The sequence below is a fragment of the Mesotoga sp. HF07.pep.5.2.highcov genome (assembly GCF_003666285.1).
GTDB classification, from domain to species: Bacteria; Thermotogota; Thermotogae; order Petrotogales; family Kosmotogaceae; genus Mesotoga; species Mesotoga prima.
In genome coordinates, this window is record NZ_JFHJ01000370.1 from 23,340 (window position 1) to 37,843 (window position 14,504).

Below are 14,504 nucleotides of genomic sequence, written 5' to 3' on the forward strand. Positions count from 1 at the left end.
ACCTACCTCCGTCAATCTTTCCCTCATGTAGTTATATAATATTCCTATCATACAATCTTCGTTTGGAGGTGTGCTGTTTTATGAAGAAAATGCTTGTGATCATTTTTTTGATTGTCTTTTCATCGGTTTTCTTTGCTTCTGAATACGAAGCGTTGCTTTCCGAGTTTGTTCAAATAAGGGCCATGGAAGACACCGAAATGATGGCCGAGTTCATTGAAAAACTTGAGTCTGAGGACCTGGAAGATATAGAAATCCTCACTCTTCTCGCGGATTGTCACCGGGAATACGCGAACTGGATAGAGGATAAGAAGACAAGAGAGACTCATTATAACAAGGCAAGAGAGCTTGCAGAACAGGCAATAAAAATGGATGACTCATATGGAATGGCCTACTATGTTAAGGGAGCGGCAATAGGACAACTCGCTCAGATGGCAGGAATAATTCAGTCCATGTTTCTCATATCGGATTTCGACAAGAGTATTGACAAAGCAATGGAACTGATGCCTGATAGCCCATTCCCATTCATTGCTAAGGGCATGAGGGATCGTGATACACCCTGGCCGTACAGAAATTACGGGAAGTCGGAAGAGCGGTTCATGAAGGCTATCGAAAACGATCCGGGATATCTCAACAGCTATTATGAGTTGGCGGTGCTTTATCAGGTTTGGAAGAAGAAGGATCTGGCGGCCCAGTATTACAGAAAGGTACTTGAACTCGAACTCCAGCCCGATTTTATCGTTCAAGGTCAGGAAGCAAAAGAAAACGCTCAGAAGTGGCTGGAAGATAACGGTTACTGATGATATACAGGATAATTTTTTCTCTGTTTCTTCTCTTTATCATGCCATTCCTGAACTATTCTATTATGCTCTCGGCGATTGTGGTTTCCCTGGTCCTGATCGGAATGATCCTCGGTAGCAAGACTGAGCGGGTTGCCAGGATTCAGAATTTGACGCTTACTTTGTTCTATGTTGTAATTCTATTTGGCTATTTTCAAGACACGGCAGGCATGGTTTACAGAAGCGAAGTTGTAATCCTTGCAGTAGCACAGGGAGTCTCGGGGTTCTATGGGCTTTTTCACCACAGAAGATCTCTATCGGTCGTCCTTTCCCTGGGATACTGGATTCTGGTTGGGACTGCCTTAAGCAGAATTGCATGGATGCGACTTGGAAGCGGCGGTTTGATCCTTGGTATTGCATTGATCGCTCTTGTTGCGTTTCAAGACATCAGGAGAATCTACAAGCCATTAGTTAGAAGTCCCTTTGAACAGGATGGTGAAAGCTGAAATGGGTAACACGGGAAAGATCAAAATTGGGATTGTTCAATTCAGAGCCGATAATGATGCCCCTGGGGAGAATCTGGAGAAGATTACCAGTTACATAGAGAGTCTCGTTGAAGAAAATGTAGATCTTGTTCTTCTCCCCGAGATGTTCAACAGCGGGTACGGCACAGATGAGGCGACTATAAGCAATGCCTCTGAAATGCAAGAAGAGACCGTGGAGGTTCTCTCTGCTCTTGCAGACTACAATGATATTGCAGTTGTAGGTGGAATCGTAAACAAAACGAATGGAGGTTTTTTCAACTCTACTGTCATAATGCTGCCTTATCTAGAACCGATTTACTACAACAAAACCCACCTTTTCCGCGATGAAAAGAAAGTCTTCACTCCCGGTAGTGAATTCAAGACTTTCGAGTTCTCTGGAATCCAGTTCGGAGTGCTTATGTGTTACGAAATAGGGTTTCCAGAGATCTCAAGAAAGCTATGTAAACAGGGGGCAGAGGTTCTCCTGGTTCCATTTGCCTTTGGAAGGGAAAGGAAATTGATCTTTGAGACAGCAACCAGAGCCCGCTCAATAGAGAATGGATGCTTCCTGGTCGCCTCTAGCCAGTGCGGTACAAATAAGACAATGAACTTTGTTGGAGAAAGCAGAATAATCTCACCTTCAGGCGAGATTATTGTAGATTGCGGAGGAGCCGAAGGTTTTGCTTCTGCCGAGATCGACATTAGGCTGGTCAAGAAGTATCGATTCGGAGAGAGCCGTGATTCACACGGTTATTTCTCCAACTTTAGAGACGATCTTTACCGTTGAAACCCGGTTGACAGGTTCATTCGCATGAGATAGAATAAATACCGTTAGTGGGCCGTTAGCTCAGCAGGCAGAGCGATTGATTCTTAATCAATAGGTTGCAGGTTCGATCCCTGCACGGCTCACCAGAGTGAGAAGATTAAGTGGAGAAGTTCTCCCACCCCCGCCCTAAGGTTGAGGGGTCGATACCTGAAAGAAGGGTTATTGACATGGCGGGATTTTCCGCCAATTTTTTTTGAGAGGTGATGTAGTATCGCAAGAGGTGACTCAACTCCGAAGAACAACGAAATAATGACGAAGACGGTTAGACTTGTTGACATGAACGGCGAACAGCTTGGGGTAGTCCAGACGTCAGAAGCTTTGAGAATTGCCAGAGAAAAGGGACTGGATCTTGTTCTTGTAGCACCTGCGGCGAATCCGCCAGTTGCAAGGATCATGGATTATGGGAAGTACAAGTACGAAAAAGACAAGCGCAAGAAGGAAGCGAAGAAGAAAACTAAGCAGTCCCAGCTTAAAGAGATGAAATTCAGGATTAGAATCGATGAACACGATTTCCAGACCAAGACGAACAGGATCAAAGAGTTTCTTGAAAAGGGAAGCAAAGTAAGAGTGGTAATCATGTTCAGAGGAAGGGAAATTGTCTTTTCAGATAAAGGGAGAGAGATTCTCGAACGAGTTGCAGATCAGCTTCAGCAGATTTCCGATATCGATCGGCCTCCAAAGCTGGAGGGGAGAGATATGTGGATGATCCTTAAGCCAAAGACAACTCCTCAAGGAGGTAAAGATAATGGGCAACAAAGTAAAAATGAAGACTCATAAGGCAAGTGCCAAAAGGTATAAGGTGACCGGTAGTGGAAAGATCATGAGAAATCAGTCTGGAACTGGCCATAATACCGGTAAGAAGAGCGAAAGCAGCCGTCGTGAGGCCAGAAAGTGGAAACTGGTCGAGGGCGGATATGAGAAGAAAGTTAAGAAAAGCCTGGGCATTTGACCCTGTTGTGAGGTGAGATTTAGATGCGTGTAAAAGGTGGAGTAAACTCTAAGAAGAAAAAGCTGAGATATTTGAAAGCCGCTAAAGGATACAGAGGTGCCCTCAGTAGAAGGTACAGACTTGCAAAGCAGTACTACATAAGATCCGGAGTGTACGCGTACGCAGGAAGGAAAGTAAGAAAGAGAGATTTCAGGAAGCTCTGGATTACTAGAATAAATGCTGGCGCAAGAATCGCAGGAACTAAGTACAACGATCTGATTCATGGTTTGAAGATTGCAGGAGTAAACATAAACAGAAAAATGCTTGCCGATCTTGCAGTCAACGATTTTGGAACGTTCAAGGAGTATTGTGAAATCGCCAAATCGGCGTTGAATGGAAATTAAAAGGGGCTCAGGCCCTTTTTTTTTGAAGGGAGATGAAGGACGATGGAATACTCTGCAAGGAGAATAGGAAAGATGGCCTTCTATGCAAAGACTCCTTCTGGCCATGATATACATATGGATGCAAATGAAAGTTCTGGAGGCGATGGATCGGCGCCAGCTCCAATGGAGATGGTAATGGCCGCGCTGATGGGTTGCACTTCAATGGATGTAGTTTCGATTCTCTCCAAGATGAAGGTTACGGACTACGAGTACTGGATTTCTGCAAATTATGAGCATGCAAAGGAACATCCGAAAGTATTCACGAGCATCGAACTCGTATATCACTTCTCGGGTAAGAATCTACCGAAGGATAAGATAGAAAAGGCGGTTACCCTCTCTCAGGAAAGATACTGTTCTGTCTCGGCTATGCTTGGCAAAACGGCTGATATGTCAATGAGAATTGAATATGAAGGTGAAGAAAAGTGAATCCAAAAGAAATGGCAGAGAGAATGGAAACCATAAGAGACAACGTTAAGTCAATAAAGAATAAGATACTCGTTATGTCTGGAAAGGGGGGAGTTGGCAAGACGACGGTCGCGGTCAATCTAGCGCTAGCTTTGGCAGATGAAGGCTTCAAGACCGGTCTGATGGATATAGATCTCCATGGACCCAACGTAGCGAGGATGGTCGGTCTGAAAAAGCAGCCCGAAGTTGTAGAAGGACAGATTTTCCCTCCCGAGGCTCTGCCTAACCTGAAGGTTATTAGCATCTCAAGTTTCGTTGAAGAGGATGCTCCGGTGATTTGGCGTGGGCCGATGAAGACGACAGCGATCTACCAGTTTCTCGGGGATGTTATGTGGGGTGAACTAGACTTTCTCGTAATCGATTCTCCTCCAGGGACGGGAGACGAGCCGCTCACCGTTCTGCAGACTCTAACCGATCTTGTGGCCGTTGTAGTCACTACTCCCCAGGCAGTTGCCGTTCAGGACGTGAAGAGGGCGATTAATCTTGTCAAGACCATGCACAGAGATATTCTTGGAATTGTCGAGAATATGTCTTATTTGAGGTGCCCACACTGCGGAGAAGTGATAAGACTCTTTGGCGAGGGCGGAGGAAAGGATCTTGAAAATCTCTTCAAGATTCCGCTAATCGGTTCTCTTCCATTTGATCCCGCACTCGTAGGTTTTTCAGACACCGGGAAAAGCATTGTGACTAACATGAGAGGATCTGAGCTGGAAACCGCTTACCGGGAAACAGTGAGGGAGATAGTGAAAAGGGTGAAAGTTCAGTGAGTCATTTCAAAAGTTTGACACTTGAGTGGAGCGAAGACCGCCTGAAAATGATTGATCAGAGGAAGCTTCCTACGGCAGAAGAGTATGTAGAATGCAGGAACCATGAAGAAGTATATGTTGCGATAAGAGAAATGATAGTCAGAGGTGCTCCAGCAATAGGCGCCACTGCAGCCTTCGGTTATCTGCTAGGTGCACAGGAAGTACTGGATGCTTCCGATGAAGTCTTGTTGGATCACATGACAACTGTTAAGAAAAGGCTTTCCGAGAGTAGGCCCACTGCCGTGAACCTCTTTTGGGCCCTGGACAGAATGGAAAACGCTCTTAATTCTAACTGGGGTTTGGAAAGGAAGAAACTCATCGAGTCGCTCGAGCGAGCGGCCCTGAGTATTGCAAAAGAGGATATAGAAATCAATAAATCGTTAGGAAGAAATGGAGCAACGGTTGTGAGAGATGGAGATGGAATTTTAACTCACTGTAATGCCGGAGCTCTTGCAACAGTCGATTACGGCACGGCTCTCGGGGTAATGCGAGCTGCTGTGGAACAGGGTAAGAGAATCAAAATCTTCGCCGATGAAACTCGCCCTTATCTTCAGGGAGCGCGGTTGACGGCCTGGGAACTCATTAAATCAGGGATCGACGTGACACTAATATGTGACAACATGGCAGGATGGGTAATGAAGAAGGGATTCATTGACCTGGTTCTAGTCGGAGCAGATAGAATTGCAGCTAATGGCGATGCCGCGAATAAAATTGGGACGTATTCCGTTGCAATACTTGCCCAGAGGCATGGGATTCCTTTCTACATAGCTGCCCCACTGAGCACTGTGGATCTCACAACCGCTTCTGGAGAAGAAATACCGATAGAAGAGAGGAGCCATAGAGAGATAACTCACATAGGCAATCAACAAATTGCGCCGGAAGGCGTGAGGTGTTTGAATCCAGCATTTGATGTAACCCCATCGAGTTTGATAACAGGAATAATCACGGAAAAGGGAATTGCGAGGCCGCCATATGACGTATCGCTGAGAGGAATGTTTGAATAGAATCTGGAGGAGGTTATTTGGATGTGGGAATCTCTAGAGAAAACTGATAAACAAGTCTTCGACATAATGTTCAAAGAGCTTGAAAGACAGATAAACGGGCTTGAGTTGATCGCTTCAGAGAATTTTGTTTCCAGGGCTGTAATGGAAGCAATGGGATCGGTCATGACGAACAAATACGCAGAGGGTTATCCTTCCAGAAGGTATTACGGAGGATGTGTCTTCGTTGACGAAGTTGAAGATCTGGCGCGTGAGAGAGCCAAGAAACTTTTTGATGCAGGGTTTGTCAACGTCCAGCCCCATTCGGGTTCTCAGGCAAACATGGCTGCTTATCTGGCAGTTGCCAAGCCAGGCGATACGATTATGGGTATGTCTTTGAGCCACGGGGGCCACCTAACTCATGGATCTCCGGTCAATTTCTCCGGGAAACTCTTCAATGCAGTCTCTTATGGAGTCAATGAGGAAACCGAGGTAATCGACTATGATGAAGTGAGGAAAGTTGCTCTTGATGCTAAACCTTCTGTAATTGTTGCCGGCGGAAGCGCTTATTCCCGAATAATCGATTTCAAAAAATTCAGAGATATTGCCGACGAGGTACACGCCGTTCTGATGGTAGATATGGCCCACTTTGCCGGCCTTGTAGCCGCAGGACTTTACCCTAACCCCCTAGATTTTGCACATGTTGTGACGACTACGACGCACAAGACCCTGAGAGGGCCACGAGGGGGAATGATTCTCACAAATAACGAGGAGATCGCAAAGTCGGTTGACAAGATGGTGTTTCCGGGTACTCAAGGTGGCCCGCTCATGCATGTGATCGCATCAAAAGCAGTTTCGTTTGGCGAGGCTCTAAGAGACGAATTCAAGGCTTATCAGCAGAACATCATCTACAACACTCGCAGACTGGCGAAGTCGCTTGAGGAAAAAGGTCTTAGGATAGTATCTGGGGGTACAGACACACATCTGTTCCTCGTTGATCTGAATCCTATGAATGTTACTGGAAAAGCTGCGGAAAAGGCCCTGGAAAAAGCGGACATTACGGTCAACAAAAATACTATCCCAAAAGAAACCAGGTCACCTTTTGTCACCAGTGGAATAAGGATCGGAACTCCTGCGATTACTACAAGGGGTATGACTGAGAAAGAAATGCCCTTGATTGCCGATTTAGTTATTCGAGTTCTAGAGAGCATAGAGGGAGAAAAGGGAGAGATCTCACAGACAAAAGTGAGAGAGATCAGTGAGGAAGTCAAGACGCTAACAAGCAAATTCCCACTCTATTCAGATCTGATTCACAGGAGTGATGCAGGTGTTTGACCAGCTTACGGTAGTCAACCATCCGCTTATTCAACATAAGCTTGGAATAATGAGAGATGATCAGACCGGTCCGAAGGAATTCAGGGAGCTCTTAAAAGAAATCACATTACTCCTTACTTACGAGGCGACGAGACATATACCGACGTACGATAAGGAAATCAAGACACCGCTGGTGAAGATGGTGGGCCAGTGTATAGAGGATAAGAAAGTGACGGTCGTTCCCATCCTCAGGGCCGGCCTGGGAATGGTGGAAGGAGTTCTTTCATTGATGCCCAACGCTTCGGTCGGATACATCGGAATATATAGAGATCCCGACACAATACAGCCGGTGGAGTACTATTCAAAGCTTCCGAGTGTTGATGAAAATACTCAGCTATTCGTTCTAGACCCTATGCTGGCAACGGGAGTGTCCTCATCGTGGGCTCTGAAAGTAGTGAAGAAAGCCGGGGCGAAACAAATCTCGCTAATGTGTCTCATCGCTGCTCCGGAGGGTGTAAGATTCATTGAGAAGAATCATCCCGACGTGAAGATCTTTACGGCGGCTCTCGACGAAAGACTCAACGACCATGCCTATATAATTCCGGGTCTAGGAGATGCCGGTGACAGACTTTACAGAACGAAGTAAGTTTAGGGCCCTGGTTCTTGGAGGTTACCTAGAGGATGTTGAAGTATCGGGCAGCGGTCACAAAGCCAGTATAGTCAAGACAGATGGAGGATCGGCATTCAATGTGGCAACCTCTCTTTTGTTACTCGGTGCTGAAGTCCTATTTTTGAGTTGTTTTGGTGTTTGCGATTCTGATCGGTGGTCTTTCAGATCAATCCCCGTTATGCCTGATTGTGCACACGGTATTTTTCTCTTCAGCGGTTCTGATGTCATTGCCGTGCAGAAACCTCAGCCTGTCGACGCAAATCAAGAGCTGGTAGGAATTCTGATCGATGAAGAGTACGATCTGCTCTACAGTACTCTGGAAATTGGTCAGCAAGCTGCATCAGTTATTAGTTCGGTGAAGTCGAGGATCAAAGTTGTTGATCCATCTCCCTTTCATGAGTTCAAAGGTCTCGATGGACTGGGGAAGTATGATTTTATTCTGGCAAATGAGTACATGTCATTTGAAAAAAGCGACAGGCGCCTGATTATAAAGGCTTCAGAAAAGGGCGTTTACTTTGCTGGTAAAGATTATTTGCCACCTGTGGTTGGGAAGAATCGTTTCGGAAGCGGGGATATATTTGGATCGGTTTTTTCGCTGCTACTCATGAATGGAGCATCTCCAGAAGAAGCTATTGGAGAAGCAGTAAAGGTAAGCGGAGAGTTTTGCTCACAGACCAGGTCGGTCGAGCAGTTTATGCTTGGGATAAGGAGCAGTCTTAATTACGTGATAAGGGGTTGAAGATATGTCCGGTAAGCTCACGGTCGTAGTGGGACCAATGTATTCGGGAAAGACCTCGACGCTTCTTTCCATGATTGAAATTTACACACTTGGAAAGAAGCGAATAAAGGTTTTCAAACCAGTAATAGACGACAGATACTCTTCTGATCATGTTGTAAGTCACTCCGGTCAGATGGCGGAAGCGATAAATGTTTACGATTCCTCCGAAATCAAGGAAATCGTGTCCAAGGAAAAGGGGAAACTCGACGCGATTTTTATTGATGAAATCAACTTTTTTGACGAAAACCTCCTTCGCATTGTAGAAGAGATAATCTTCAGTGGTGTAGATGTATTCTGTGTTGGTCTCGATTTAAGTTACAAGCACAGGCCTTTTGCCGTAACCGCGAATCTGATGGCTGCGGCAGACGAGGTGATAAAGAAGAAGGCTGTCTGTCACATATGCGGTGAGTACAATGCCACCGTTACTCACAGAATTTCAGGTCCAACTGACAGTGAAATAGATATAGGTGGTATGGAAAAATACATCGCGGTTTGTAGAGATTGTTACAAAAAACTGAATGCGAAAGACTGGGGCTAAGAAGCTATTTTCCTCTTTTGGTCTTTTTTATAGAATTCTCCGATGCCAAGATGGATGACTGACATTAATCCTTAGAAACACTTTCTTCGAAGATTCATAGATTAATTAAGTATATTGATACCTTCACGGTAACTAAAAATTAATATACTTGCCTGATAATCGCTGTTGTTGTTCAGATAAGTTCAACATACAAACGCTGGCCCGTTGTATACTTTTCAAGCTGCGGAGGTGTTCAGATGTTTGAGAATCTCCAGGAAAAGCTGGGCAGAGCTTTCAAGCTGCTAAGTGGAAAGGGAAGAATCTCTGAGAAGAATATAGAAGATGCTGTAAAGCAGGTCAAGTTGTCGCTTCTGGAGGCGGACGTCAACTATAAGGTTGTCAAGGAGTTTATAGGCGGCATCACTGAGAAGGCGCTTGGAGAAGAGGTACTGAAATCGTTCACGCCTGATCAGCAGTTTATAAAGATTGTCAGAGACGAACTGATCAAGATGCTTGGCGAGAAGTCGGTTCCGTTGAAGCTTTCTAGCCAGCCTTCGAAGATAATGATGGTGGGTCTTCAGGGAAGTGGGAAAACGACTACTACGGCCAAGCTGGGTACATTGTTGAGAAAGGAAGGCCGAAAACCTCTTCTTGTAGCTGCGGACGTGTACAGACCAGCGGCAATTGATCAGCTGATGCAACTTGGAAAACAGATTGATATGCCTGTTTTCACGGGCGACAGAAAGAATCCCGTAAAGATAGTTCAGGAAGCAATGCAGCAGGCGGTTAGGAACATAAATGATGTGGTGATTCTAGACACCGCGGGTAGACTTCACATAGACGATGCGATGATGAGAGAGTTGAAGGAAATCGTTTCCGCTGTTAAGCCCGATGAGATACTAATGGTTGTTGATGCCATGACTGGACAGGACGCCGTGAACTCAGCGAAGGCATTTAACGAAGCGCTCGAGCTTTCCGGGTTTGTTGTCACAAAACTTGATGGCGACGCGAGAGGCGGAGTAATTCTTTCAATAAGGCATGTAACGGGAAAACCCGTCAAGTTCATTGGAATCTCGGAAAAGCCCGACGGTATTGAGGCCTTTCATCCAGACAGAGTTGCAGGAAGAATACTGGGAATGGGCGATGTTTTGTCGCTCATCGATAAGCTACAGTATAACATTGACGAAGAAAAGGCCAAAGAAATGGAAGAGAAATTTCTCAAGAACAAATTTGATCTTGAGGACTTCCTTGATCAACTGAAAGAAGTAAAAAAGCTGGGGTCGATTGCAGACATCATGGAGATGATACCTGGCGCCCCTAAAGACGTTGATCTTGCAGGAAGCGAAAAGAGCATGAAGAGAACAGAGGCGATCATCCACTCCATGACATCTAAAGAGAGAAGGAATCCAAAGCTTCTGAACTATTCTAGAAAGCAAAGAGTAGCGAGAGGTAGCGGAACAACTATTCAGGATGTCAACAAACTCCTTAAGTCGTACGATCAGATGAGGAGTATGATGAAGCAGTTCGGAAGAAAAGGGAAACTACTTAAAGGTATGAAAGGATTTTCATTTTAGATAGTAGAGAATCAGGAGGTGCACGAAAAGAATGGTAAAGATTAGGCTTACAAGGATGGGTAGAAGGAACAGGCCGTTTTTCAGGCTTGTCGTAGTGGATTCACAAAAGCGTAGAGACGGGGCCTATATTGACTCTCTGGGATTCTATGATCCGATAAGAGATCCCGGCATTATGAGTGTCGATGTAGACAAGGCAGTTAGCTGGATAATGAAAGGTGCTCAGCCGACTGAGACCGCAAGATCGATTCTTGCAAGGTTCGGAGTTATGAAGAAGGTCCACGAGCTGAAGTATGTCAAGGAATCGGGAGAGAAAGCAGAGTAATGAAGGAAGTGCTAGAACATATTCTGAAGGGAATAGTGAGGGAGCCCGATCGGATAACCGTTACTGAAGCAGTAGACGAAAGCGGAAACATGGTCTTTGAAATCAGCGCTGCAGAGGAAGATGTCGGCCAAATAATTGGAAAAGACGGTAGAACTATCAAGTCAATCAATGTTCTCCTCAACGCACTCGCCGGATCATCAAAGGAGAGTTTTATCCTAAAGGTGGTAAGATGAGCGAACTGAAAGACAAGTCTTTGGAGGAAATGGTTCCAATCGGGAGAATAGTGAAGCCTCACGGACTTCGTGGCGAGATGAAGGTAAAAGTCGCTCTTGAAGATGAAACAGCTTTCAAAGAGATCCAGGAGGTTCTGCTTTATGATGAAAAGACCCGTTCGCGGTTTGTAACTTCAATCGATGGAGCCAGGAGAGCCACCAAAGGTTGGATCTTGCATTTCGAGGGAATAGACTCTATGGGTCAAGCAGAAAGGCTTGTAGGCTTCCATATATACGTTGAAGAACGTGTCTTGCCTGAGTTGAAACAGGGAGAGTATTATTACTTTCAGATTCTTGGGAGTAGTGTATTCGATGAGAACCGGCGTTTCATAGGAACTGTAAATGACATCATCGAAACTGGAGCAAATGATGTTATGGTGGTCGTTCGTGAAGAGGACTTGACTGTTCGTGAAGAGCTTATTCCAATAATTAGAGACTACATTCTCGAGCTCAATTTTAAAGATAAGACGATTGTTGCCAGATCTATGGAATTCGAAGAGGTCAAGCCCGAATGAAGATAGAGGTATTGACGATCTTTCCCCAGCTGTTTGAAACGGTCTTCAACTGGGGGGTAATATCAAGGGCTATTAAAAACGGCATAATTGCTTTTGAATCGGTCGATATAAGAGATTTCACCGATGATCGTCACAGAACAACCGATGACTACCCATTCGGAGGGGGGAGCGGCCTTGTAATGAAGGCCGAACCAATAATCAAAGCAGTTGCAAGTCGCTTTTCGGATGACAGCAAGCCCCACGTTGTCTATCCGTCTCCGCAGGGCAAGCTCTTTGACAACAAAAAAGCTCTTGAACTGAGTAAGCTTAGCCACATAGTTTTTGTTTGCGGGCGTTATGAGGGAATAGATGAAAGGGCAATGAGTTCCATTGACGAGGAGATTTCGATCGGTGATTTCGTACTCAGCGGTGGAGAAATCCCGGCACTGTTGATGATAGAAGTCATTTCAAGGTTTGTTCCAGGAGTTGTCGGTGATATGGAGTCGGTAATTAACGATTCTTTCTTCTCAGATCTTCTTGATTATGCTCATTATACGAGGCCCAGAGAAGTAAACGGCATGGAAGTGCCCGAAGTATTGCTCAGTGGGAACCATGAAATGATAGAGATTCATAGAAGAATGGAAAGTTTGCTCAGAACTATCGAAAGAAGGCCGGATATCTTTCTCAAGCATGATTTTGACCTGACTGACAAGAAAGCACTATTGTTGCTCTTCAAGGAGCTGAAAAAGGATGCTGAATAACATATATCTCGCTTTGATTCATTACCCTGTTTTGGGCAGACATGGAAATATCGTTTCCAGCGCAGTCACGAATCTGGATGTTCACGATATTTCCCGAACGTGCAGAACATACAATGTCAAGGGTTACTTCGTGGTAAGTAATCTCCCGGCTCAGAGAGAGATAGTAGATAACGTTCTAAATTACTGGCTTGAGGAGTTTGGAAGGGAATACAACCCCAGCAGAAGTGAAGCGCTTAAAGTAGTTGAGAGGGCATCATACATGGAAGATGTTCTAGAGCAAATAGAAGAAATCGAAGGACAGAGGCCCGACCTCGTTTTTACTTCGGCAAAGAGGGGAAAAGACAGAATCACTTTCGATGCCATGCGAAGGATAATTGTCAAAAGTGTAAAACCCCATCTTCTCCTCTTTGGAACAAGCTGGGGCTTACCCGGTGAAATTGAGAAGATTTGCGACTATGCTCTTGAACCGCTTAGAGCGAATTCGGATTTTAACCACCTCTCTGTGAGAGCAGCAGTTGCAATAGTTTTAGATAGATTAATTCATGAAGATACAGTAGAAGTTAGGAGGGATAAAGATGGATCAGTACATAAGATCTCTGGAAAATGAGCATTTGAGGGACGACCTGCCAAAGATGGGCCCGGGCGATACCGTCAGAGTAAGCGTTAGAATCAAAGAGGGCAACAAAGAAAGAATTCAGGCCTTTGAGGGAATTGTAATGGGAATAAGAGGGAGCGGGACGGGTAAGTCCTTTACAGTCAGAAGAGTAGGAGCCGCGGGTGTTGGTGTAGAAAGGATATTCCCGTTCACAAGCCCTTCTCTCGAGAAGATTGAAGTTCTTAGAAGGGGAAAGGTCAGAAGAGCGAAGATCTACTACATTAGAGACGTGAAGGGTAAGGTAAAGATAAAAGAGAAAAGGGACTGAGGCTAAGTGTCTGCCAAAAAGTCGAAAAAGGGTTCTGACAAGAAGGAATCGCGCTTTCTCCACGAAGTTAAGGAGTGGGGAAAGGCGATTCTTTATGCTGTCGTATTTGGTACGATTATTCGTTTGTTTGTTTTTGAGACAATGCTGGTTCCGACAGGTTCAATGATACCAACCATAAATCCTCCCGCCAGATTGTTTGTGGAGAAGATCACTTACGAATACAGAGAGCCTGATTACGGGGACATAGTGGTGTTCTGGACGCCTTATGTGGATATTGAGTCTCAGAAGTATCTCAGAGGGTTTGATAAATTCATGGATCTTTTTTCTCCAGCCAAGTACAGGGGTCATGTCAAATATGTAAAGCGATTGGTGGGAAAGGCTGGAGACGTTCTTGAACTCAGAAGAGCGCCTGATTATACTGCGGCGAATCCCGTATACCAGCTCTACGTAAATGGAGAGATTCCACCTGCACTTGAAGAAAGGCGTTATGTTAGAGAGGGAGTGTTTTACGATCCCAGCTTCTATTTAGGCTTGGCTCACCCCGACGATCCCTCGGTGAGATTCTCCCCTTATTACAGGCTTTATCAGCCTATAAGGGGCTGATCGAATATACTGAGTTCTTCGAAACAGAGTTGGAGCCCCTCGGTCTGGAGAAGTACATCACTCAGGATCCGTCAACGGGAGTGGTAAGAGTTACCGTGCCGGAAGGGTTCCAATTTATGATGGGTGATAACTCAGCAAATAGCTTCGATAGCAGGTATTTTGGATTCGTTCCAGAGGAGGCAATAATCGGTAGTCCGATGTTGACTATATGGCCTTTTTCCGATTTCGGTCCGCTAAAGAAATAACCGGGGAAACCCCCGGTTTTGGCGGAGGCGGTGGGACTCGAACCCACAAGGGGCGTCAACCCCACCGATTTTCAAGACCGGCTCCTTAGCCAGTTAGGATACGCCTCCACTTAGCTGATTATACCTCTTTGAGACCACAGATTCAAGGGGTGTTTGATCTTGAGAGACGTTCAGAATGAGAAGGACAAGAGAAACATCAAAATCAACATGGTCGGGATAAAGTCAATTGAGTATCCCATAGTAGTACTAGACAGAAAATTCGGAACACAGAATACTGTGGGGA

General features: G+C 45.3%; 23 protein-coding genes and 2 tRNA genes. 24 read left to right on the forward strand and 1 reads right to left on the reverse strand.

Annotation, left to right across the window (positions count from 1 at the left end; genetic code table 11):
• Positions 1-80 precede the first annotated feature (80 nt).
• The 23 genes from BG32_RS07935 (at position 81) to lepB (BG32_RS16470) (ending at position 14,221) form a co-directional block, all read left to right on the forward strand.
• Positions 81-797: a tetratricopeptide repeat protein gene (locus tag BG32_RS07935; RefSeq protein ID WP_014730160.1), complete on the forward strand. Its 717-nt coding sequence runs from the start codon at positions 81-83 to the stop codon at positions 795-797.
• On the forward strand, positions 797-1,282 hold the full coding sequence (locus BG32_RS07940; protein WP_099771803.1) for a hypothetical protein: 486 nt from the start codon (positions 797-799) through the stop codon (positions 1,280-1,282). The genes BG32_RS07935 and BG32_RS07940 overlap by 1 nt, the downstream gene beginning before the upstream one ends.
• A 1-nt stretch (position 1,283) precedes the next feature.
• Positions 1,284-2,087, forward strand: a complete 804-nt coding sequence (locus BG32_RS07945) for a carbon-nitrogen hydrolase family protein (protein WP_180274831.1) — start codon at positions 1,284-1,286, stop codon at positions 2,085-2,087.
• A gap of 49 nt (positions 2,088-2,136) precedes the next feature.
• A tRNA-Lys gene (locus tag BG32_RS07950) sits at positions 2,137-2,212 on the forward strand.
• Between the two features lie 124 nt (positions 2,213-2,336).
• Complete coding sequence (infC, locus tag BG32_RS07955; protein WP_257212000.1) at positions 2,337-2,903, forward strand: translation initiation factor IF-3; 567 nt, start codon at positions 2,337-2,339, stop codon at positions 2,901-2,903.
• The gene (gene rpmI, locus BG32_RS07960; protein ID WP_006491740.1) at positions 2,872-3,075 is read left to right on the forward strand and encodes a 50S ribosomal protein L35; all 204 of its coding nucleotides are present in this window, start codon (positions 2,872-2,874) and stop codon (positions 3,073-3,075) included. Before infC ends, rpmI begins: the two co-directional genes overlap by 32 nt.
• Before the next feature lie 23 nt (positions 3,076-3,098).
• Positions 3,099-3,458: a 50S ribosomal protein L20 gene (rplT, locus tag BG32_RS07965; protein WP_099771804.1), complete on the forward strand. Its 360-nt coding sequence runs from the start codon at positions 3,099-3,101 to the stop codon at positions 3,456-3,458.
• A 42-nt stretch (positions 3,459-3,500) separates the two neighbouring features.
• On the forward strand, positions 3,501-3,923 hold the full coding sequence (locus BG32_RS07970; RefSeq protein WP_014730164.1) for an OsmC family protein: 423 nt from the start codon (positions 3,501-3,503) through the stop codon (positions 3,921-3,923).
• Positions 3,920-4,729, forward strand: a complete 810-nt coding sequence (locus BG32_RS07975; RefSeq protein WP_099771805.1) for an Mrp/NBP35 family ATP-binding protein — start codon at positions 3,920-3,922, stop codon at positions 4,727-4,729. The genes BG32_RS07970 and BG32_RS07975 overlap by 4 nt, the downstream gene beginning before the upstream one ends.
• On the forward strand, positions 4,726-5,772 hold the full coding sequence (gene mtnA, locus BG32_RS07980; RefSeq protein ID WP_099771806.1) for an S-methyl-5-thioribose-1-phosphate isomerase: 1,047 nt from the start codon (positions 4,726-4,728) through the stop codon (positions 5,770-5,772). The genes BG32_RS07975 and mtnA overlap by 4 nt, the downstream gene beginning before the upstream one ends.
• Before the next feature lie 21 nt (positions 5,773-5,793).
• Positions 5,794-7,083, forward strand: a complete 1,290-nt coding sequence (gene glyA, locus BG32_RS07985) for a serine hydroxymethyltransferase (protein WP_121526654.1) — start codon at positions 5,794-5,796, stop codon at positions 7,081-7,083.
• Complete coding sequence (gene upp / locus BG32_RS07990; protein WP_041928061.1) at positions 7,070-7,708, forward strand: uracil phosphoribosyltransferase; 639 nt, start codon at positions 7,070-7,072, stop codon at positions 7,706-7,708. Before glyA ends, upp begins: the two co-directional genes overlap by 14 nt.
• Complete coding sequence (locus BG32_RS07995; protein ID WP_099771808.1) at positions 7,677-8,471, forward strand: carbohydrate kinase; 795 nt, start codon at positions 7,677-7,679, stop codon at positions 8,469-8,471. Before upp ends, BG32_RS07995 begins: the two co-directional genes overlap by 32 nt.
• Positions 8,472-8,475: 4 nt before the next feature.
• Positions 8,476-9,048, forward strand: a complete 573-nt coding sequence (locus BG32_RS08000) for a thymidine kinase (RefSeq protein ID WP_014730169.1) — start codon at positions 8,476-8,478, stop codon at positions 9,046-9,048.
• Positions 9,049-9,284: 236 nt separating this feature from the next.
• On the forward strand, positions 9,285-10,601 hold the full coding sequence (ffh, locus tag BG32_RS08005; protein WP_014730170.1) for a signal recognition particle protein: 1,317 nt from the start codon (positions 9,285-9,287) through the stop codon (positions 10,599-10,601).
• A 31-nt stretch (positions 10,602-10,632) separates the two neighbouring features.
• Entirely contained in the window at positions 10,633-10,923 is a 291-nt protein-coding gene (gene rpsP / locus BG32_RS08010) for a 30S ribosomal protein S16 (RefSeq protein WP_006491752.1), read from the forward strand.
• Entirely contained in the window at positions 10,923-11,156 is a 234-nt protein-coding gene (locus BG32_RS08015; protein ID WP_099771809.1) for a KH domain-containing protein, read from the forward strand. Before rpsP ends, BG32_RS08015 begins: the two co-directional genes overlap by 1 nt.
• The gene (rimM, locus tag BG32_RS08020) at positions 11,153-11,710 is read left to right on the forward strand and encodes a ribosome maturation factor RimM (RefSeq protein ID WP_099771810.1); all 558 of its coding nucleotides are present in this window, start codon (positions 11,153-11,155) and stop codon (positions 11,708-11,710) included. Before BG32_RS08015 ends, rimM begins: the two co-directional genes overlap by 4 nt.
• Complete coding sequence (trmD, locus tag BG32_RS08025; protein WP_014730172.1) at positions 11,707-12,450, forward strand: tRNA (guanosine(37)-N1)-methyltransferase TrmD; 744 nt, start codon at positions 11,707-11,709, stop codon at positions 12,448-12,450. The genes rimM and trmD overlap by 4 nt, the downstream gene beginning before the upstream one ends.
• The gene (locus BG32_RS08030) at positions 12,440-13,057 is read left to right on the forward strand and encodes an RNA methyltransferase (protein WP_099771811.1); all 618 of its coding nucleotides are present in this window, start codon (positions 12,440-12,442) and stop codon (positions 13,055-13,057) included. The genes trmD and BG32_RS08030 overlap by 11 nt, the downstream gene beginning before the upstream one ends.
• Positions 13,026-13,373: a 50S ribosomal protein L19 gene (gene rplS, locus BG32_RS08035; RefSeq protein WP_006491761.1), complete on the forward strand. Its 348-nt coding sequence runs from the start codon at positions 13,026-13,028 to the stop codon at positions 13,371-13,373. Before BG32_RS08030 ends, rplS begins: the two co-directional genes overlap by 32 nt.
• A gap of 6 nt (positions 13,374-13,379) precedes the next feature.
• Positions 13,380-13,976: a signal peptidase I gene (gene lepB, locus BG32_RS08040; protein WP_259459611.1), complete on the forward strand. Its 597-nt coding sequence runs from the start codon at positions 13,380-13,382 to the stop codon at positions 13,974-13,976.
• A 29-nt stretch (positions 13,977-14,005) separates the two neighbouring features.
• Positions 14,006-14,221 (forward strand): signal peptidase I, encoded by a 216-nt coding sequence (gene lepB / locus BG32_RS16470; protein ID WP_259459612.1) that lies wholly within the window; start codon positions 14,006-14,008, stop codon positions 14,219-14,221.
• A gap of 19 nt (positions 14,222-14,240) precedes the next feature.
• On the opposite strand, the gene BG32_RS08045 is transcribed toward lepB (BG32_RS16470), so the two are convergent.
• Positions 14,241-14,329, reverse strand: a tRNA-Ser gene (locus tag BG32_RS08045).
• A 51-nt stretch (positions 14,330-14,380) separates the two neighbouring features.
• Here BG32_RS08045 and BG32_RS08050 point away from each other — a divergent pair.
• Positions 14,381-14,504: GTP cyclohydrolase, FolE2/MptA family (locus BG32_RS08050; protein WP_259459614.1), on the forward strand; the 124-nt coding region annotated here is incomplete at its 3' end.

Coding starts and splice junctions, on each gene's coding strand:
- BG32_RS07935 (WP_014730160.1), top strand. CDS start 81: ATGAAGAAAATGCTTGTGATCATTTTTTTGATTGTCTTTTCATCGGTT.
- BG32_RS07940 (WP_099771803.1), top strand. CDS start 797: ATGATATACAGGATAATTTTTTCTCTGTTTCTTCTCTTTATCATGCCA.
- BG32_RS07945 (WP_180274831.1), top strand. CDS start 1,284: ATGGGTAACACGGGAAAGATCAAAATTGGGATTGTTCAATTCAGAGCC.
- rpmI (WP_006491740.1), top strand. CDS start 2,872: ATGGGCAACAAAGTAAAAATGAAGACTCATAAGGCAAGTGCCAAAAGG.
- rplT (WP_099771804.1), top strand. CDS start 3,099: ATGCGTGTAAAAGGTGGAGTAAACTCTAAGAAGAAAAAGCTGAGATAT.
- BG32_RS07970 (WP_014730164.1), top strand. CDS start 3,501: ATGGAATACTCTGCAAGGAGAATAGGAAAGATGGCCTTCTATGCAAAG.
- glyA (WP_121526654.1), top strand. CDS start 5,794: ATGTGGGAATCTCTAGAGAAAACTGATAAACAAGTCTTCGACATAATG.
- upp (WP_041928061.1), top strand. CDS start 7,070: ATGCAGGTGTTTGACCAGCTTACGGTAGTCAACCATCCGCTTATTCAA.
- BG32_RS07995 (WP_099771808.1), top strand. CDS start 7,677: ATGCCGGTGACAGACTTTACAGAACGAAGTAAGTTTAGGGCCCTGGTT.
- BG32_RS08000 (WP_014730169.1), top strand. CDS start 8,476: ATGTCCGGTAAGCTCACGGTCGTAGTGGGACCAATGTATTCGGGAAAG.
- ffh (WP_014730170.1), top strand. CDS start 9,285: ATGTTTGAGAATCTCCAGGAAAAGCTGGGCAGAGCTTTCAAGCTGCTA.
- rpsP (WP_006491752.1), top strand. CDS start 10,633: ATGGTAAAGATTAGGCTTACAAGGATGGGTAGAAGGAACAGGCCGTTT.
- BG32_RS08015 (WP_099771809.1), top strand. CDS start 10,923: ATGAAGGAAGTGCTAGAACATATTCTGAAGGGAATAGTGAGGGAGCCC.
- rimM (WP_099771810.1), top strand. CDS start 11,153: ATGAGCGAACTGAAAGACAAGTCTTTGGAGGAAATGGTTCCAATCGGG.
- trmD (WP_014730172.1), top strand. CDS start 11,707: ATGAAGATAGAGGTATTGACGATCTTTCCCCAGCTGTTTGAAACGGTC.
- BG32_RS08030 (WP_099771811.1), top strand. CDS start 12,440: ATGCTGAATAACATATATCTCGCTTTGATTCATTACCCTGTTTTGGGC.
- rplS (WP_006491761.1), top strand. CDS start 13,026: ATGGATCAGTACATAAGATCTCTGGAAAATGAGCATTTGAGGGACGAC.